General features: G+C 59.1%; 18 protein-coding genes, 1 tRNA gene and 1 pseudogene. 7 read left to right on the top strand and 13 right to left on the bottom strand.

The genetic code is table 11. The annotated features are described in order from the left end of the window. Positions 1–41 precede the first annotated feature (41 nt). A pseudogene (locus LJ360_RS16405) lies at positions 42–892 on the bottom strand (IS3 family transposase); the annotation flags it as partial. 85 nt (positions 893–977) lie between these two features. Further along, on the bottom strand, positions 978–1,412 hold the full coding sequence (gene merR / locus LJ360_RS16400) for an Hg(II)-responsive transcriptional regulator (protein ID WP_091852855.1): 435 nt from the start codon (positions 1,410–1,412) through the stop codon (positions 978–980). A 73-nt stretch (positions 1,413–1,485) separates the two neighbouring features. Here merR and merT point away from each other — a divergent pair, with 73 nt between their 5' ends. Genes merT through merA form a run of 4 tightly spaced genes read left to right on the top strand, consistent with a single transcriptional unit; the run spans position 1,486 to position 3,813 of the window. Continuing rightward, a complete protein-coding gene (gene merT, locus LJ360_RS16395; RefSeq protein ID WP_264994477.1) occupies positions 1,486–1,842 on the top strand; it encodes a mercuric ion transporter MerT in 357 nt (118 codons plus the stop codon). Positions 1,843–1,857: 15 nt separating this feature from the next. Beyond that, a complete protein-coding gene (gene merP / locus LJ360_RS16390; RefSeq protein ID WP_264994476.1) occupies positions 1,858–2,160 on the top strand; it encodes a mercury resistance system periplasmic binding protein MerP in 303 nt (100 codons plus the stop codon). Then, complete coding sequence (gene merF / locus LJ360_RS16385) at positions 2,157–2,417, top strand: mercury resistance system transport protein MerF (protein WP_264994475.1); 261 nt, start codon at positions 2,157–2,159, stop codon at positions 2,415–2,417. The genes merP and merF overlap by 4 nt, the downstream gene beginning before the upstream one ends. Next, positions 2,407–3,813 carry a mercury(II) reductase gene (gene merA / locus LJ360_RS16380; RefSeq protein WP_264994474.1) on the top strand — a complete coding sequence of 469 codons (1,407 nt, stop codon included), beginning with the start codon at positions 2,407–2,409 and terminating at the stop codon, positions 3,811–3,813. The genes merF and merA overlap by 11 nt, the downstream gene beginning before the upstream one ends. 262 nt (positions 3,814–4,075) lie before the next feature. Here the strand turns inward: merA and LJ360_RS16375 are convergent. The 4 genes from LJ360_RS16375 to rpsU form a co-directional block, all read right to left on the bottom strand. Continuing rightward, positions 4,076–4,152, bottom strand: a tRNA-Ile gene (locus tag LJ360_RS16375). A gap of 123 nt (positions 4,153–4,275) precedes the next feature. Next, positions 4,276–6,120, bottom strand: a complete 1,845-nt coding sequence (gene rpoD / locus LJ360_RS16370) for an RNA polymerase sigma factor RpoD (protein ID WP_091854356.1) — start codon at positions 6,118–6,120, stop codon at positions 4,276–4,278. 190 nt (positions 6,121–6,310) lie between these two features. Beyond that, positions 6,311–8,065, bottom strand: coding sequence for a DNA primase (gene dnaG, locus LJ360_RS16365; protein ID WP_091854354.1), 1,755 nt, complete (start codon positions 8,063–8,065; stop codon positions 6,311–6,313). Positions 8,066–8,242: 177 nt separating this feature from the next. Next, complete coding sequence (rpsU, locus tag LJ360_RS16360) at positions 8,243–8,458, bottom strand: 30S ribosomal protein S21 (RefSeq protein WP_007153483.1); 216 nt, start codon at positions 8,456–8,458, stop codon at positions 8,243–8,245. Between the two features lie 181 nt (positions 8,459–8,639). Here rpsU and tsaD point away from each other — a divergent pair, with 181 nt between their 5' ends. Then, entirely contained in the window at positions 8,640–9,695 is a 1,056-nt protein-coding gene (gene tsaD, locus LJ360_RS16355) for a tRNA (adenosine(37)-N6)-threonylcarbamoyltransferase complex transferase subunit TsaD (protein ID WP_264994473.1), read from the top strand. Positions 9,696–9,703: 8 nt separating this feature from the next. Here tsaD and plsY read toward each other — a convergent pair whose 3' ends face one another. After that, on the bottom strand, positions 9,704–10,297 hold the full coding sequence (gene plsY, locus LJ360_RS16350) for a glycerol-3-phosphate 1-O-acyltransferase PlsY (protein ID WP_091854351.1): 594 nt from the start codon (positions 10,295–10,297) through the stop codon (positions 9,704–9,706). A 104-nt stretch (positions 10,298–10,401) separates the two neighbouring features. Between plsY and folB the strand changes: the two genes are divergently transcribed. Both folB and folK (LJ360_RS16340) read left to right on the top strand, forming a co-directional pair. Further along, entirely contained in the window at positions 10,402–10,758 is a 357-nt protein-coding gene (gene folB, locus LJ360_RS16345; RefSeq protein WP_091854349.1) for a dihydroneopterin aldolase, read from the top strand. Beyond that, positions 10,758–11,258, top strand: coding sequence for a 2-amino-4-hydroxy-6-hydroxymethyldihydropteridine diphosphokinase (folK, locus tag LJ360_RS16340; protein WP_091854347.1), 501 nt, complete (start codon positions 10,758–10,760; stop codon positions 11,256–11,258). The genes folB and folK (LJ360_RS16340) overlap by 1 nt, the downstream gene beginning before the upstream one ends. Positions 11,259–11,270: 12 nt before the next feature. On the opposite strand, the gene pgi is transcribed toward folK (LJ360_RS16340), so the two are convergent. The 6 genes from pgi to LJ360_RS16310 form a co-directional block, all read right to left on the bottom strand. After that, complete coding sequence (gene pgi, locus LJ360_RS16335; protein ID WP_091854345.1) at positions 11,271–12,920, bottom strand: glucose-6-phosphate isomerase; 1,650 nt, start codon at positions 12,918–12,920, stop codon at positions 11,271–11,273. A gap of 20 nt (positions 12,921–12,940) precedes the next feature. Then, entirely contained in the window at positions 12,941–13,789 is an 849-nt protein-coding gene (gene panC / locus LJ360_RS16330) for a pantoate--beta-alanine ligase (RefSeq protein WP_091854344.1), read from the bottom strand. Beyond that, positions 13,789–14,580, bottom strand: coding sequence for a 3-methyl-2-oxobutanoate hydroxymethyltransferase (panB, locus tag LJ360_RS16325; RefSeq protein ID WP_091854342.1), 792 nt, complete (start codon positions 14,578–14,580; stop codon positions 13,789–13,791). The genes panC and panB overlap by 1 nt, the downstream gene beginning before the upstream one ends. Before the next feature lie 89 nt (positions 14,581–14,669). Beyond that, positions 14,670–15,200, bottom strand: a complete 531-nt coding sequence (folK, locus tag LJ360_RS16320) for a 2-amino-4-hydroxy-6-hydroxymethyldihydropteridine diphosphokinase (protein WP_091854340.1) — start codon at positions 15,198–15,200, stop codon at positions 14,670–14,672. Further along, a complete protein-coding gene (pcnB, locus tag LJ360_RS16315; protein WP_091854338.1) occupies positions 15,197–16,576 on the bottom strand; it encodes a polynucleotide adenylyltransferase PcnB in 1,380 nt (459 codons plus the stop codon). The genes folK (LJ360_RS16320) and pcnB overlap by 4 nt, the downstream gene beginning before the upstream one ends. Positions 16,577–17,427: 851 nt before the next feature. Continuing rightward, complete coding sequence (locus tag LJ360_RS16310; RefSeq protein ID WP_091854360.1) at positions 17,428–18,828, bottom strand: sigma-54-dependent transcriptional regulator; 1,401 nt, start codon at positions 18,826–18,828, stop codon at positions 17,428–17,430. Positions 18,829–18,830: the final 2 nt, after the last annotated feature.

Here is an 18,830-nt window from a genome sequence, read left to right as displayed (position 1 = left end):
TATTGGCCAAAGGTGGGTCAAAATAAATGGCCATTGACAAATATCACCGGGACTTCCCCCTGGCGCTGCCAAACGGCCATCTCAACCGCTCTGATCACCATATGCCGATCTTGCCGGTGGTGCATGGACCAACCAACGATCAGCTTGCTGAACAGGTCTAGAACCACGCATAGAAAGAGCTTTCCTTCCTGCGTGGGTATCTCCGTAATATCCGTCACCCACTTGGTGTCTGGCTCCAGAGCGGAGAAATTCCGCTCCAGATGATTCCGGATACCCGGTGGCCGATGAGATCGACGTCCCAAGCGTCCGCGCTTCTTCCGTGGCCAGCCCTGAATGCCGTGTTTGGCCATTAACCGCGCAACACGGTTCAGACTGGTTGAAGCACCTTCGGCAACCAGGTCCTCATGCATTCGGGGCGAGCCAATCATGCCACCGCTGTCGTCATGAATCTCTCTGATTCGTGACAGCAAGTGCTGATTCGCCTTTGCCCTGGCGGACTCAGGGCGAGATACCCAAGCGTAATAACCGCTGGCCGACACCTTCAGGCATCGGCACATAAGACGTATGGGGAACTGACTGCGACAACGTTGAATCGCCTGATACCTCAGGACGACTCCTTTGCGAAGAACACTGCCGCTTCGCGCAAAAAATCACGCTCCTTCTTCACTCGGGCCAGTTCTCGCTTGAGGCGGGCAACCTCCTCGTCTCTGGGGGAGCCTGAGCCTTTGAAGGCTTTCTCCGTTTCCTCATCCGCCTCTCTGCGCCAACGGGACAGCAGATTGGGGTTGATACCGATTTCCAGAGCGATCTGCCGACAGCTGACACCGGGTTGACGGGTCAAAGCGATGGCTTCGCGTTTGAACTCTGGGCTATATTTTCTGCGTCTGGACATGAACACTCCTTTGGCACATTGTGCCTCTTTTTAGGAATGTCCGCAGTAACGGGGTAGAACCCCAAGAGGTCGATTGGTTCAGAAGCTAATCCCTTTGGCCTTTTTTTCCAATGTCTCCCTCATGTAGAGATGCAATGAGCGGGCACGCGATGCTGTCCGGCTGCGCGTGGCATTGACTGACCATTTCGCTCAGAGCCTCCTCGATTTTTACCAGCCTTTCGATCTTTTCGCGCACATCCTTCAGCTTGTGCTCGGCGAGCGCACTGGCTTCTTCACAGTGGGTGCCATCTTCTAGCCGTAGGAGGTCGCTTATCTCGTCGAGACTGAAACCCAGCTGCTGCGCAGTTTTCACAAATGTCAGCCGATCAATATCGGCGAAACCGTAGCGTCGAATACCACCTGGAGGTCGTTTGGGTTCTGACAAAAGACCTCGCCGCTGGTAATAGCGGATCGTCTCGACATTTACATTGGCCGCCTTGGCCAAGCCGCCAATAGTCAGTGAATTAGCTTTATCCAACATGATGCTTGACTCCGTACTTGACTACGGAAGTAACCTTATCTTATCGAGTCCATGGGCAACAGGTGTCAACGTCATGTCGAAACTCAAATCTAAATCCGGAGGTGCTTCTCTCGCTGTCGGGGGGATTGCAGGAATTCTCGCCTCGGCGTGCTGTCTCGGGCCATTGGTACTTATCACTCTGGGCGTTTCCGGTGCCTGGATCGGCAACCTGACAGCTTTTGAGCCCTATCGACCGCTGTTCATTGGCGCGGCCATCGTCGCCATGTACTTTGCCTGGCGACGAATTTATCCGCCTGTGGAGCAATGTGAGCCTGGAGAAACCTGTGCCATTCCTCAAGTGCGAAGGGCCTATAAAGTGATCTTTTGGGTAGTCATGTCGCTGATACTGGTCGCTTTAGTTTTCCCCTACGTTTTGCCTCTATTCTACTAAAAGGAGATCTTGCTCATGCGTAAACGGTTGGTTCTTGCCTTGTTCCTCGCATTGCTCAGCCTGCCCGCCTGGACTGCGCCTCAAAGAGTGACTCTCTCGGTGCCTGACATGACCTGTGCCGCGTGTCCGATCACCGTCAAGCTGGTCTTAAGTAAGGTGGAAGGGGTGTCGCAAGTTTCTGTGAGCTACCCTGATCGAGAAGCCGTCGTCACCTTTGACGATGCGCTCACTTCCATAGAGGCGCTCACCAAGGCCACGAGCGACGCTGGTTACCCCTCCACTCCCACGGCCTCAGAGGCGACCCCGGAGGGGCAATGAAGAATCCGAAAAACCTGCTCAGAGTTGGCATAATAGGGACTATTCTGGTTGCACTATGCTGCTTCACACCGATTCTGGTCATTCTGATGGCCACCGTGGGACTGGCCGCCCTGACGGGCTATCTCGACTATGTGCTTCTTCCGGCACTGGCGGTATTCATCGGCCTGACGGTCTATGCGTTCTGGCGGAAAAAACACTATGACGCCAGCCACGAGAGCAATTCCAAAGCTCCAAGGAGTTTCCCCAGTGAAAAATGACAACAAACTGCATATTGCGGTAATCGGAAGTGGTGGTGCCGCCATGGCGGCTGCCCTGAAGGCGACTGAACGCGGTGCCCGCGTCACCCTGATTGAACGTGGGACTGTCGGTGGCACCTGCGTAAATGTTGGCTGCGTGCCATCGAAGATTATGATTCGTGCAGCACATGTCGCGCATCTTCGAAAAGAAAGCCCTTTTGACGCGGGCATCAGTGCTGAGGCTCCTCAGGTAGACCGAGCAAAACTGCTTCAGCAACAGCAGGCACGAGTGGAGGAGCTGCGTGACACCAAGTACGAAAAGATACTTCGAGAACACAAGGACATCACAGTCCTGAACGGTGAGGCTCGGTTTGTCGATACCAATAGCCTGGTAGTCACGCTGGCTGAGGGTGGTAAAAAACCGGTTCATTTTGATCGCGCCTTTATTGGAACCGGAGCCAGACCGGCAGAGCCGCCAATAACGGGGCTGGCAGACACTCCTTACCTGACATCAACCAGTGCCTTGGCGCTGGATACCGTTCCCAAACGGCTGATCGTGATTGGTGCCGGTTTCGTTGCCTTGGAATTGGCTCAGGCATTCGCCAGACTCGGCAGCAAGGTTACCGTTTTAGCCCGGAGCCGTGTGTTGTCCAGCGAAGATCCTACGATCGGAGAGGCCATAGAGGCGGCTTTTCAACGGGAAGGGATTGAGGTGCTTCGCCAGACCACGCCTAGCAACGTGGACTACAGCGACAAAGAGTTCATCGTCGAGACGCCTGCCGGCACCTTGCGAGCCGACCAACTACTGGTGGCGACCGGTCGAACGCCCAATACCGAGGCCCTGAACCTGGCTAGCATTGGCGTGGAAACCTCACGCGACGCAATTCAGGTGGATGAGCATCTGCAAACCACGACCCCCGGAATATACGCTGCCGGAGACTGCACCAACCAACCGCAGTTTGTCTATGTCGCCGCTGCCGGAGGCAGCCGAGCCGCCATCAACATGACGGGAGGCGAGGCCAAACTCGACCTCAGTGCCATGCCCGGGGTCATGTTTACCGATCCCCAAGTTGCCACCGTTGGCCTCACTGAAGCCGAAGCAGTTGCAAGGGGTTATAGCGTGGACACCCGACTGCTCGACTTGGCAAACGTGCCGCGTGCGCTAGTCAATTTTGACACCCAAGGCTTTATTAAAATGGTGGCAGAGCGCACGTCAGGTCGTTTGCTCGGGGTGCAGGTTGTCGCAGCGGAAGGTGGTGAAATTATCCAAACGGCAGTGATGGCGTTACGAGCAGGTTTAACTGTTCAGGAAATCGGCGATGACTTGTTCCCTTATCTGACCATGGTTGAAGGACTCAAGCTCTGTGCGCAAACGTTCACCAAGGATGTAAAGCAGTTGTCCTGCTGTGCCGGTTAATCGCTCCGGCTCTGGTCAATGCTAGCACTGTCCAAAATTTGAACGTTCGCTTTGCGACCGAAGCGGTCGATTTGTGGTGGCACTCTTCGGTCGCAATATGATGGCGTAACCGAAGGGATAACATGCGGATCTATTGGGGGAAGTCCACTGCTCTAAGGCTGTTTTCGCCGCGGACAAGGTAGGTCATAACTTCTACTATAGTTTGGCCAAACCGGACAAACTATAGTCCCATGAACAGGAGGAAATCGGTAGAAAGGGGGAGTGGTGGGCCCAGCTGGACTCGAACCAGCGACCAAGGGATTATGAGTCCCCTGCTCTAACCAACTGAGCTATAGGCCCAAATTTACTGCATGGCAGTTTAACCAACTGAGCACAAAGCTCTTTTTGGAAAGTTGCCTGCCAGAAACGAAGCGGGCGCCATTATACCGTTGAGGAATGGCGCCCGCTACTGTGGGGTTGGATTTATCCGTTGCCCTGGTCGTCGATAAAGCCGCGCAGGTGGTCAGACCGTGACGGGTGACGCAGTTTGCGCAGGGCCTTGGCTTCGATCTGGCGGATCCGCTCCCGGGTGACGTCGAACTGCTTGCCGACTTCTTCCAGGGTGTGGTCCGTGTTCATCTCGATGCCGAAACGCATGCGCAGTACCTTGGACTCCCGGGCTGTGAGACCGGCGAGGACGGAGCGGGTGGCTTCCCGCAGGCCTTCGGCGGTGGCGGAATCCACCGGTGAAAGGGCCTGGATGTCCTCGATGAAATCCCCCAGATGGCTGTCTTCATCATCGCCGATGGGGGTCTCCATGGAGATCGGCTCCTTGGCAATCTTCAGCACCTTGCGGATCTTGTCTTCCGGCATTTCCATGCGTTCGCCCAGCTCTTCCGGCGTCGGCTCGCGGCCCATCTCCTGCAGCATCTGGCGGGAGATACGGTTGAGCTTGTTGATCGTCTCGATCATGTGCACCGGAATCCGGATGGTGCGGGCCTGGTCCGCGATAGAGCGGGTGATGGCCTGACGGATCCACCAGGTGGCGTAGGTGGAGAACTTGTAGCCGCGACGGTACTCAAATTTGTCCACCGCCTTCATCAGGCCGATGTTGCCTTCCTGGATCAGGTCCAGGAACTGCAGGCCGCGGTTGGTGTACTTCTTGGCGATGGAGATAACCAGTCGCAGGTTAGCCTCGACCATTTCTTTCTTGGCGCGACGGGCCTTGGCTTCACCAATGGACACCCGGCGGTTGATTTCCTTGATGTCAGGGATTGCCAGGTCCACTTCGCTCTGTACGTTGGCGATGCGCTTCTGCAGGCGCACGATTTCGTCCAGGCGTTCGTTAATCGCCGAAGCGTAGGGCTTCTTGGAGCGGGCAATCTTGGGCGCCCAGTCCAGGTTGGTTTCGTTACCGGGGAACGACTTGATGAACTCTTTCCGGTCCATGCGGCATTCCCGCACGCAGATTCGCATCACGGCGCGCTCGTTCTCGCGGACCACCTCATTGGTGGAACGTACCACGTTGACCAGCTCATCAAAGGCCTTGTTAGCCAGCTTGAACGGGGCGAACACCTGCCCCAGTTCGTTAAGGGCCTCCTGGGTCTTCTTGTGGGCGCGACCGTGTTTTTCCAGGTTTTCTTCGGCCACGGCGAGCTTTTCACGAAGCAGTTCGAAACGCAGCCGGGTTTCCTCGGGATCCGGGCCGCTCTCCTTTTCTTCTTCGGAGTCGTCATCGTCGTCGTCGCCGGAAGCGGTGTCGTCGTTTGAAGATGTATCCGTGGTTTCTTCGCCCATAAACGGCTCGGCGTCATCCGGATCCAGGAAGCCGGATACGATATCGCTGATACGGCCTTCGTTCTCGATGATGCGGTCGTAGGCCTGGATAACGGTGCCGGCTGTGCCGGGAAAATGGGCAATAGCAGCCATCACATCGCGGATACCTTCCTCGATGCGCTTGGCAATAACGATTTCCCCTTCACGGGTCAACAGCTCAACGGTGCCCATTTCACGCATGTACATGCGTACCGGGTCAGTTGTGCGGCCGGCGTCAGATTCGACGGCGGCCAGTGCAGCCGCGGCTTCGGCAGCGGCGGCCTCGTCGGCCGTGGAGTCGCCTTCAGTCATGAGCAGCGTATCAGCGTCGGGTGTTTCCTCGCTGACCTGGATGCCCATGTCATTAATCATGCGGATTATGTCTTCTACCTGATCCGGATCCGCGATATCCTCAGGCAGGTGGTCGTTGACCTCGGCGTAAGTCAGGTAACCTTGCTCTTTTCCTCGGGCAATGAGGTCTTTCAAACGGGATTTCTGAGAATTGCCTGACATAGACACCCTGTGAACTTGATGGTAAAAAGGAAAAAAGTTAAACAACCATTATAGCGGCCGCACCAGACGACTGCCACCGAATGGTTAGATGGTGATCAGTGGTCGTGGTTTCAAGTGGGCACTGAAAAAATCCTTTGCTTCCAATCTTTTCTCACCAAACCTCCTGATTCTTCGATCCTTCCTGTTTGTTTCATCCGTGTTTTCCCTGATGGGCTGATAGCGAAGCCTTGAGCTGTTGCCGCTCTTCCGGGCCCAGGTCGGCAAAGTTTAGGTCCCGGGCTTTCTCTGCCAGGGCCTTCAGTCGTTGTTTCTGCCGTGCCTCATCGTTGGGGGCCAGCAGTGCCCGGGCGCTGTCGAGGGCTTCCTCTCGTCCGGGCAGGTGTTCAATGCCGTCAAACAACGAGCGGAACCTTGCCTGGTCCGCCGGTGAGCGTGCCAGGGTCTGGTAAACCTGTCTGCGGGTGCGAAGGCCTTGCTGGTCCAGCCATTCGGCGAAGCCGGCGGCCTTGTCCAGTTGCCGGTCCTGGCGACACAGGTCCTTGAGTTCAACGGCCATTTCCGGTGCCTCCAGCATGGCAAGGCAGACCATATGGTTCTTGCTGAGGCGGACCGGCACCCGCTCCTGTGGTGTCGATGGCGCAGGCCCCGGGTTTCGGTTGCCGCCGTTTCGTCCCGCGCTACCGGGCTGCCAGGTCCGTGGTGGCCGACAAAGTCGCAGCATTTCGTGCCACATGGCATCCCGCAGGCTGCCTCGGGGCATACGGCTGAGCAGCGGTTCGACCCGCGAGCGCAGCTCCCCCTGGTTCTCCGGCAGGCTCAGGTCCAGGCCTTCCTGCATCCGGTCAAACAGGTAGCGGGACAGCGGGCGGGCCTGTTGTATGCGTTTCTCGAATGCCTCGGCGCCTTCCTTGCGGATGAGCGTGTCCGGGTCCTCGCCCTCCGGCAGCATCAGGAACTGCAGGTGAATGCCGTCTTCCAGCAGTTCCAGGGCATTTTCCATGGCCCGGTCTGCAGCCCGATGGCCGGCGGTATCGCCGTCAAAACAGAACACCAGGTGCCGGGTCTGCTTGAGCAGGGCTGCCAGGCTGTCCTGGTTGGTGGCGGTGCCCATGGCGGCAACGGCATAGTGAATGCCGAACTGGGCCAGGGCTATGACATCCATGTAGCCTTCTACTACCAGCAGCTTGTCGATGTGCCGCAACGCTTGCCGGGCCTCGAACAGGCCGTAGATTTCCCGGCTCTTGTGGAAGGCATCGGATTCCGGCGAGTTGATGTACTTGGCCTTGTCATCTCCCAGGGTGCGTCCACCGAACGCCACGGTACGGCCGCGGGTGTTGCGGATGGGAAACATGACCCGGTTACGGAACAGGTCCCTGGGCCTGCCGTAGCGGTCAGAAACTGTGCCCGTTTCAATCAGCGGCTTGCGTAGTTCCTCGCTGGCCGCGTTGTAAAGGGCGGTGCCGGCACCCGGGGCAAAGCCGAGCTGGTAAAGCTCGATAATAGCGTCATCCAGACCCCTTGCGGCCAGGTACTCCCTGGCCAGCTGACCCTCGGTGCTCGCCAGCCGGTTGCGATAGAACTCGCGGGCATAGTCCAGGGCATCTGTCAGCGTGCGACTTTGCCGGATCTGCTGGCTGGCAACCTTGTCGTAGGGTACTTCCAGGCCGGCTCGCCGGGCCAGTTCCTCGACTGCGGCGGTAAAGTCGAGCCCCTCGAATTCCCTTACAAAGCTGATAGCATCGCCATGGGCGCCACAGCCGAAACAGTGATAGAACCCCTTGTCAGGTCGGACATTGAACGACGGGGTCTTCTCGTCATGGAAAGGGCAGCGGGCCTTATAGTTGGCGCCGGCTTTCTTGAGGGTAATGCGGGAGCCAATGAGCTCAGCAAGGTCTGTCCTGTCCAGCAGGTTCTCGATGAATTGCTGGGGGATCAGTCCGCTCATGCCTACTCCCTATCCTGTGCTTGGGGCAACACTGCCCGACGCCACAGCGAAAAATGCCGTCGGAACTATGCCCCGACGGCATTGGTATCACGCTCTCCTGCCAGTATGAATCTGACAGGCTTCTCGCGCCATGAACAGGTTCAAAACCCTGCCGTACAGGGTTCCGGACCGTTCTTCTTAGTACAGGCGCTCGAACTTGCGTTGTTCCCGCTGAAGCTTCTTGAGATGACGCTTGACAGCAGCGGCAGCCTTACGCTTGCGAACAGCCGTGGGCTTCTCATAGTGCTCACGACGACGTACTTCAGACAGTACGCCTGCTTTCTCGCAGGAGCGCTTGAAACGACGCAGCGCTACATCAAACGGTTCATTCTCTTTCACTTTAACAGCTGGCATTAAAAATCACCTACCTTGAATTCGGTTTGAAATATTGGACAAATTTCGGCCAGTCCTATTTAAGGCCGGCAATGATAGCGCCAGTGGACCTTGATCGTCAATTGTCTGGTGAAACTATCGACAGTGTTTCTGATAGAATGCCGCCAAATTTAACAGACACCTGACCCGAGGTACCCGCCCCATGCTGATTCTGGGTATTGAAACCTCCTGCGACGAAACCGGCGTAGCCCTGTACGACAGTGAAAGGGGGCTACTGGCGGACGCGCTGTTCAGCCAGACGGACATGCACGCCGATTACGGTGGCGTGGTGCCAGAGTTGGCCTCCCGTGACCATGTCCAAAAGCTGCTGCCCCTCTGCGACGAGGTTCTGGACCGGGCTGTTTGTACGCGTAGTGATATCACGGGAATTGCCTACACGGCAGGCCCCGGCCTGGTCGGCGCGCTGATGGTAGGCGGCTCGGTTGCCCATGCCCTGGGCCTGGCGCTGGATATTCCGGTGCTGGGTGTCCATCACATGGAGGGGCACCTGCTGGCGCCCATGCTTGAGGACAACCCGCCCGGATTTCCGTTCGTGGCGCTGCTGGTGTCCGGCGGGCATACCCAGTTGGTGAAGGTGTCCGGCATCGGTGAGTATGAGTTGCTTGGTGAGTCGGTGGACGATGCCGCCGGTGAGGCGTTCGATAAGGCCGCCAAGATGTTGGGGCTGGACTATCCGGGAGGGCCCAGGGTGGCTGCACTGGCAGAGCAGGGGCGTGAGGGCGTCTATCGTTTCCCGCGCCCGATGACTGATCGGCCGGGCCTGGAGTTCAGTTTCAGTGGCCTGAAGACCTATACCCTCAATACCGTGACCGCGGAGCAGGCAGCCGGTAACTGGACAGAGCAGACCCGCGCCGATATCGCCCTGGCCTTTGAAAGCGCGGTAGTGGATACCCTGGTGATCAAGTGCCGGCGGGCGCTGGAAGCGGCGGATTGCGACCGCCTGGTCATGGCAGGGGGCGTCAGCGCCAACCGGCGCCTGCGGGCGGCCCTGGAAACCATGGCCGGCAAGCAGGGCGCATCGGTGTTCTACGCCCGGCCGGAGTTCTGCACCGATAACGGGGCCATGATCGCCTATGCGGGCTGTCAGCGGTTGCTGGCGGGGCAGAGGGATGGCGACCGGATCGTGGCAAAGCCGCGCTGGCCTATGGACACCTTGCCGGGACTTGCCGACGAGTGTCTCGACGGACTGGCGCCGTAAACGGGACGCTAGAACCGGCTTTCCCGCCCCTGGGCAAGCCGGATCAGGTTGTTGCGGTGACGGATGACGATAACAATGGCCAGCAGGCCAAACAGGGGCAGGGTTTCCGGCTCGAACAGGGCGCTGATTACCGGCCCTGAGCCAATGGCGATCACCGAGGCGAGGGCCGAGATGCGCCAGCGCCAAATGATGACCAGCCAGATCAGTGCCAACAGGGTAGTGGTCAGAGGTGCCAGCACAAGTCCACTGCCCAGGGCGGTAGCAACGCCCTTGCCGCCCTGGAACCGGTACCATACAGGCACCATGTGGCCGGTGACGGCACAAAGGGCCACCATGGCCTGGGCAAAGACGGAAAAGCCGTAATGGCCGGCGAGCCAGACCGGGACAGCGCCCTTCAGGGCGTCCAGCAGCAGGGTAAGGCCAGCAGGGAGCGGCCCGCCGCTGCGATACACATTGGTAGCGCCGGGGTTCCGGGAGCCAAGTGCCCGGGGATCGGTCAGGCCGCCCAGGCGACAGACCGGGATGGCGAAGAGGATCGAGCCGACCGCATAGGCGAATCCACACAGGGCAATAAGCAGTATCGGCTGGCTGATGGAATCCATGGTCGGGGCGCTTCCTGTTTGCGGCCTGTTGAGTCGGGACTTCCGACCTTAGCCCGTTGTTGTCGGTGGTTCAATCAGCAAATAGGCAATGGTGGAGTAACGCCGTGAGTGACAGCGTATTGATCGAGGGCCTGGTCGTAGAAACGGTGATCGGGGTCTATGAATGGGAACGGGAGATCCACCAGGAGCTGCGCGTTGACCTGGAAATGGCCTGGGATAATCGTCTTGCGGCAGCGTCCGATGATGTTCACAAGGCCCTGGATTATGCGGCAGTGAGTGAACATGTGCAGGATTTCTTCAGGGGATGTCAGCCTGCGTTACTGGAAACCGCCGCTGAAAAACTGGCTGCCTCGCTTATGTCAACGTTTGCGGTGCCAGGGCTGAGGCTCACGCTGTGGAAGCCCGGTGCAGTCCCTGCCGCCCGCCAGGTGGGGGTAAAGATCCAGCGGGGCGTCTGGTAATGGCTGGCCCGGTTCAGGTTTTTATCGGTGTCGGCAGTAATGTGGATCGCCACCACCATATTCGGGCCGGGCTGGAGGCGCTGGCGCAGGCGTTTGGTGAGTTGGCCGTGTCACCGATCTACGAAAGCGAGGCAGTGGGCTTTGACGGCTCTCCTTTCTTCAACCTGGTAGTGGGCGTTCGTACCGCGAAGTCGGTAGGGGAACTGAGCCGGTGCCTGAAAGCCATCGAGCTGGCCAACGGCCGCAAGCCTGGAGCACCCCGGTTCAGTCCGCGGACCCTGGACCTGGACGTACTGACCTACGGTGACCTTGACCAGGCCACCGATGGGGTGGAGATTCCGCGTCCGGAAATTCTTTACAACGCGTTCGTGTTGCGCCCGCTGGCGGAACTGGCTGGTGATCAACGCCACCCGGTCAACGGTCGCACCTACCGCGAGCTGTGGCAGGCCTATGACCGTGAACAGAAGCTCTGGCCAGCGGACTTCCGCTGGCCAGGGTAATCGATGCCCAGGCTACTCGCCCCGGAATAATCGCATCAGGCCTGCCGTGGAGCTGTCCAGCTCCTCGTAGCGAATACCTTCACCAAGTTGTTGCAGGATGGGCTTGCCCAGCTGTTTGCCCAGCTCCACACCCCACTGATCGAATGAGTTCAGGTTCCAGACCACCCCCTGGACAAAGGTGCGGTGCTCGTAGAGCGCAACCAGCGCTCCGAGCACCTCCGGTGTGGCCTTCTCGAACACGAGGGTATTGGACGGCTTGTTCCCGGGAATCACCTTGTGGGGTGCCAGCCGGTCCACTTCATCTGCCGACAGTCCCTGGGCTGTCAGTTCGCTGCGGGCTTCAGCCTCTGTCTTGCCCTGCATCAGTGCCTGGGTCTGGGCCAGGCAGTTGGCGAACAGGGTGGCGTGATGGTTGGCGACCGGATTGTGGCTTGTCAGGGGGATAATGAAGTCCGCCGGAGAGAGCACCGTGCCCTGATGCAGCAGTTGATGATAGGCGTGCTGGCCATTGGCCCCGACGCCTCCCCAGATTACTGGCCCGGTGCGGTAGTCCACCGGCTCACCAGTGCGATCGACCCGCTTGCCATTGCTCTCCATGTCCAGCTGCTGGAGATGGGCGGGGAGTTCCTTCAGATATTCGTCGTAGGTGAGGATAGCGTGGGTGTCGGCGTCCCAGAAATTGACGTACCAGACGCCCAGCATGGCCATCACCACAGGCATGTTTTCCTGCAGTGGCGCTTCCCGGAAATGCGTATCCATGGCCCGGGCGCCGTCGAGTATACGGCGGAAGTTGTCCATGCCCAGGGTCAGTGCGATGGGCAGGCCAATGGCGGACCACAGGGAATAGCGACCACCTACCCAGTCCCACATGGGGAACACGGCCTCAGGCGCGATGCCAAAGTGTCGGGCCGCGTCGGCATTGGCGGTAACCGCCACAAAGTGCCGGGCGAGGTCCGCCTCGGTGGCGCCGGCATCCAGCAACCACTGACGTGCGAGCTTGCTGTTCTCCAGCGTTTCCTGGGTGCCGAAGGACTTGGACTGCACCAGGAACAGGGTGCTCTCTGGACGTACCTTTGCCAGGACTTCACTGATATCAGTGCCGTCGATATTGGCGATGTAGTGGCAATGGATGCCTTCACGGCTATAGGGTTTCAGTGCCTCGGTCATCATACGCGGACCAAGGTAGGAGCCGCCGATGCCAATGGAGACCACATCGGTCAGGGGGTCACCCCGGTAGCCGGTACGCTCGCCGCCGTGCACCTGTGCCACGAAAGCCTCCATCTGCTCCAGGGTGGCCTGGACTTCCGGCACAATATTGATCCCGTCCACCCGGATATCCTGGTCAGGGGTTGCTCGCAGGGCAGTATGCAGGGCGGGTCGGTGCTCGGTGTTATTGATGGTATCGCCGTTAAACATGGCCTCTCGGGCTTCCGGGAGCCGACAGGTCTTCGCCAGGGCGGCCAGCAGGTCTGGCGTGGAGCGATCGATGCGATTCTTCGAATAGTCCAGCTGCAGTCCTGCAGCGGTCAGGGAAAAGCGATGGAAACGCTCCGGGTCGTCCCGGAACAGCGTGCGCATGTGCACCTTGTCCAGTCGGGCCTGGTGTTCACGCAGGGCGTGCCATTCCGGTGTCCGGGTCAGGGGGGAACGTACCTGTACCATCTTGCATCCTTTCTTTGGGTTTAGCGTTCGATTGAGAGGTTATCAATCAATCGGGTTGTTCCCAGGAATGCAGCCGCCAGCAGGGTGAGCTGGCGGTCTCCGGGTGAAGCCGGTTTCAGGGTAAGGCTGTTAACGATATTGAAATAGTCGGGGCGGAAACCCTCCGCGGTCAGGGCCTCCCTGGCGGCTGTTTCCAGCCCGGCATAGTCATCGCTGCCGCCAAGCAACGCAGCGCCGGTTTCCGAAAGCAGCCGGTGCAAGGCAGGTGCCTTCTTCCGCTCCGCTGCTGACAGGTAGCCATTGCGGGAGCTCATGGCCAGGCCGTCCTCATCACGGATCGTGGGCAGGCCGATGACGTCCACCGGGATGAACAGGTCACGGACCATCTTGCGGATGACCGCCAGCTGCTGATAGTCCTTTTCACCGAACACGGCGACGTCGGGCTGGACCATATTGAACAGCATGGACACTACCGTGGCGACGCCTTCGAAGTGGCCGGGCCGGCTGGCTCCGCAGTGGCCTTCGCTCACTTCGGGGACGATGACGCGGGTCTGGCGGGCAAGGCCGTCGGGATAGACTTCACTGATCGGCGGCGCAAACAGCAGGGTATTGCCTTCTGCCTCCAGCTTGCGCTGGTCATCAGCCAGGGTACGGGGGTAGGCGTCCAGGTCTTCGCCGGCACCGAACTGCATCGGGTTTACGAAGATGCTGGTAACCACAACATCGGCGGCTTCATGTGCCCTGCGAACCAGCGCAAGGTGGCCCTCGTGCAGATTGCCCATGGTGGGCACCAGGCCCACCCGCTTACCCTGGGTGCGATAGCTGCGGATGATGGCTCGCAGCTCCTTGAGAGTGTGTACGGTACGCATTACTTGAACGTATGCTCCTCGCCGGGGAAGGTGCGGTCACGAACCGCCTGTACGTAGGACTTGATGGCGCCGGGAATGCTGCCGCCTTCTTCAAGGAAGTTCTTTACGAACTTTGCCTTGCGGCCTTCGGGGATTCCCAGCATATCGTGGAGGACCAGTACCTGGCCGTCGGTGTCCTTGCCGGCGCCGATGCCGATCACGGGTGCCTGCACGGCCTGGGTAATACGGGCGGCCAGGGGGGCCGGTACGCACTCCAGAAGGATGACATCTGCGCCGGCAGCGACCAGGTCACTGGCGTGCTCGATCATCAGCTCTGCCTGTTTTTCGTCACGGCCCTGAACCTTGTAACCGCCAAACTTGTTGACGAACTGGGGGGTCAGGCCCAGGTGGGCGCAAACCGGAACACCCCGCTCACTGAGGGCACTGATGGTGTCCTTCATCCAGTCGGTACCTTCAAGCTTGACCATATGGGCCCCGGCCCTCATCAGTTCTGCCGCGTTATCCAGGGCATCGGGGATGGTGCCGTATGTCATGAAGGGCATGTCAGCCATGATCAGTGCGCCACGGTTGCCTGCGGCCACGCAGCGAGTGTGGTAACACATTTCTTCCAGGGTGACTGGAAGGGTGCTGTCGTTACCCTGGAGAACCATGCCAAGGGAGTCGCCAATAAGGATGGCGTCCACGCCTGCTTCGCTGACCACCTGGGCGAATGCAGCGTCATAGGCCGTGAGGACGGCGAAGGCCTCACCTTTTTCCTTATAGTCACGAAGGGTATTGATGGTTACCGCCATAACACTGATGCCTTTGCTGTGATGGATGGACCGGGGCTGTCAGCAGGATTGCGTGCAGCCGCTCCGGACATGCAGGATTGCTGTCAAGGTTAATGCGAGGGAGGTGGTGTGGCAAGGCCGGTAGTGATCGGGGGCTCGAGTCGTTTCAGGTCGTTATCGGTGCATTGTGCAAGCAGTCCCCGGCAGGTGCGACCGTCCGGCAAGGCTGCCTTCGGGTCGATATCCAGCATGGGTCGCAGCACAAAGTCCCGTTCTGCCAGGCGCGGGTGTGGCACCGTCAGCCTTGGCGTGCTGATTGTCTCGCTGCCATATAGCAACAGGTCGAGGTCCAGCGTACGAGGCCCCCAGCGACGGAGCCTGACCCTGCCATGAGCCTGTTCCAGTTGCTGCAGGTGGTCGAGTAGGGTCTCTGGTGACAGCGCGGTTTCCAGTAGTACCACGGCGTTGATGAAATCGGGCTGGTCCTGCGGGCCCACCGGTCGGCTGCGATAGAATGCAGATTGGCCTAACAGGGTGGTGTCCGGCAGCGTCGCCAGACCAGTGACGGCCCGGGCCAGTTGCTCTAATGGGTCCTCCAGATTGCTGCCCAGGCCGATCCAGGCGTGAACCCTTTTGCTCACGAATTACCGCTCTTTGCTGAAGAGGGACTTGCAGGCTTGCGGCGGCGCTTACGCTTGCGGGGGCCCTGCTGGCCCAGTTGGGTGAGCATCTGCTCTCGACCGCGGTCGTCCGTTGCCTGGAAATCCGTCCACCATTGACCCAGGCCCGGTTCAACCTCGCCTGCGGCTTCCCGGACCAGCAGGAAGTCATAGGCGGCACGGAAGCGTGGGTGCTCCATGACGCCATAGGCGCGTTTGCCCTGACGGCGGGGCAGGCGCATCTGCAATTCCCAGATTTCCTTCATGGGGCCGGAGAATCGCTTGGGAATGGATGTCGCCTGGACCTGCCGGCCAATGACCTTGCCAATAGACTGGTGTAATGCCTGTTGTACCGGTTCGCCGTTATCCTGGCGACGCTGCCATTCAGCTTGCAGTGCTGGCCAGAGCAGTGCGGCATACATGAAGTAGGGGGTGACTGACTTGCCCTGGTGGATGCGGGCGTCGGTATTCTGCAGGGCGCGGACGATCAGCTCATCCGGCTGGCCGTCGGCAATGGCCTTCATGGTTTCCGGAAACAGCGGATCCAGCAGGCCATACTGTTTCAGCAGGTACCAGGTGGCCTCCCCATAGCCGGCGGAAAACAGCTTGAGCACTTCCTCGAACAACCGCGCTGGCGGGATATGGGTCAGCAGGGGCGCCAGTTCGTGGATCGGTGCCTCGGTGACCGGCTCAATAGTGAATCCAAGTTTGGCCGCGAAGCGGACCGCCCGAAGCATGCGAACCGGGTCTTCGCGGTATCGGGTTTCCGGATTACCAATCAGTCTTAGCTGGCGGTTCTGAAGGTCTTCCACGCCGCCGGCATAGTCGACGACCGTGAAATCGCGAATGCAGTAGTAGAGGGCGTTGACGGTGAAGTCGCGGCGCAGGGCATCTTCTTCCTGATTTCCGTAGACGTTATCCCGCAGCAGCAAGCCGTGTTCACTGGTCTTGCGGTCGTCGTCTTCCTCGTCATTCTCTTCACTGTTACCGGCGTTACCACGGAAGGTGGTGACTTCGATCACTTCCCGGCCGAAGAGGACATGCACAATGCGGAACCGGCGTCCGATCAGGCGTGAGTTGCGGAACAGCTCGTGCACCTCTTCCGGTGTTGCGTCGGTAGCAATGTCAAAGTCCTTGGGGCGTTCTCCCAGCAGGATATCCCGTACCCCGCCTCCCACCAGGTAGGCTTCGTAACCGGCATTATTGAGCCGGTTGAGGACTTTCTTTGCAGGCTCGCTGATCATCGACCGTGACACGTTGTGCTGGTCACGGGGGATTTCCCGGCGCTGGTAGACCGGCTCAGGGGAAGGCCTGGAAGGAAACAGGGCGCGTACTCTTTTCTGTATGTTTTTCAGCATTGAAATCCATGGACTGCTTTGGCCGCGGCCCGGATCCGGGGCCGGCCGTGATTTGACGTTGCCAGCGATGGCGTCGTGTAAGGTGACGCACGGTACGGGCAGGAGGGAGAGTTTAACGGTTTGTGCAGGATTTGCCCATGCCGGCCTGGGGATCGAAAAACCGGGAGCCAGAAAATCAAAAGGCGGGAACGCTGTTGCGAACCCGCCCGGGAAGAGTAGACGATCTGCATTGTTGTTGTTTTTGCAATTTTTATTGTTGGCAGGCCAGTTGCCTGCTTGAGCCTCACTTTGAGGCAGTCAATTCTGCAAACGGAACGCTTTGAATACAGAGAGCGGTAGTGACTACGCGATGGCCGGTAGCAGTGGCAGTGGACGTCTGGAAGACGCTTCTTATCTACAACTGCGGCCCTCGCAAGCCAAGGCACCACTAAAAAGCTCAGCACCCAAAACACTCAGTTCGCTCACGCCCTGTTCTTGTTTTTGTTACCGGGCGCTTTTCCTGCAGCTTTTTGTTCTTGTTGTGGCGCTGCTTTGTCACATTGTTTTTGTTGTTGTGCGCTTGGAGTATTGCAGTGCCCGTGCCACTTTTTGAAAAACCTTTATTAACAGCAACTTGAATTTTTTTAATGGGATTTGGGAATAAAAACCGCGCCCTTAGTGTTACTCATGTCTCGGTTTTCCATTATGTCGTGTTTCGTGCGGTAACACCGGGTAACACCCCACGTGTTACCGCCACTGTTACCACGCCGGTAACACCGGTAACGGGCGAATGTTACCGGGTGGGTGACGTGTGGAGGCTATCAGGGCCGGGAATCGGGGGGCAGTAAATGGGGAAGGCGGCTGGAGGGGCGTCAGCCCTTCTTGCGGGGAATACCAAGGCGTTGCCGGCGCTCCCACAGCGACTTGCGACTGATGCCGAGTTTCTGGGCCAGTTCGGTTTCGCTCATGCGGTCCTGGTTTTCCAGCACGAAATGCTGGAAGTAGTCTTCCAGTGACAAGTCGCTGCCAGCGTCAGATTCCCGGGAGGGCGGTGGCTTCTGTTCATTGTCCCCCTCCACGAGGCTACTGGGAATGGCGTAGTCCTCGCCGGTTTCCATTTCGAGGTCGAGTTGCGCCGGAGTGATGAGGTCGCCGTCGGCCAGAATCGAGGCTCGCTCGATGGCGTTCTCCAGTTCCCTTACGTTACCCGGCCAGCGATGTCGCTCCAGGGCTTTCATGGCTTCCGGGCTAAGGCTGAGCGCGGGCTTGCCCATGCGCTCTGCCTGTCGGGCAAGGAAGCGGCTGGCCAGTCCCAGGATATCGCCCCTGCGTTCACGCAGGGGCGGAATACGTACCTGCATGACGTTGAGGCGGTAGTAAAGGTCTTCCCGGAATTCGCCGGTGCGGGTCATGGCCTTCAGGTTGCGGTGGGTGGCGGCAATCATGCGCACACTCACCTTGCGACTCTGGGTGGACCCCACTTTGCGTATTTCGCCTTCCTGCAGAACCCTCAGAAGCCGTGCCTGGGCCTCGGGGGGCAGCTCCCCAATTTCATCCAGGAACAGACTGCCGCCATCGGCAGCTTCGATCAGACCGGTTCGACCGGATACCGCTCCGGTAAAGGCGCCCTTTTCGTGCCCAAAGAGTTCGGACTCGATCAGGCTTTCGGGAATCGCCGCGCAGTTCACGGAAATCAGCGGTTTGCTGGCCCTGGGTGAGAGCAGGTGAAGGGCCCGGGCCGCCAGCTCCTTGCCGGTGCCTGACTCGCCCTGGATCAGTACGGTGGTCTCGGTGGGCGCAACCTTGCGTATCAGCGTGAACACCTGTTGCATGGCATCGCACTGACCGAACATGATCTGGGCCGGGTCACTCTCGCTGTCAGCGGCCTCATCGGCTTCCTGGGCCTGGGCGGTACCGCTGCCCGGGTGCTGCGCGAGTATGCTTTCTACGGCGCCGAGCATTTCATCATGGTCAAACGGCTTGGCGATGTACTCTACGGCTCCCTTTTTCATGGAATCCACGGCGGAGCGCAGCGATGCGTAGCTGGTCATGATAAGTACCGGAACGCCCGGAGCCTGGCCAATCAGGCTGGTACCGGCCTCACCGGGCAGCCGCAGGTCGGAGATGATCAGGTCAAAGGAAGACAGGTCATAGTCTCCGGTCGCAGCCTCTGCGGACTCTGCCACCGACACTTCATAGCCGTTGTGTTGCAGCAGCTTGCGCAGGGCTGCACGGATAATCTCTTCATCTTCTACGATCAGTATGCGATGCATGT

The sequence above is a fragment of the Marinobacter sp. AN1 genome (genome assembly GCF_026013985.1).
Classification (GTDB): Bacteria; Pseudomonadota; Gammaproteobacteria; order Pseudomonadales; family Oleiphilaceae; genus Marinobacter; species Marinobacter segnicrescens.
The sequence above is the reverse complement of the archived record's forward strand: the minus strand, read 5'-3'. Positions and strand labels throughout refer to the sequence as shown.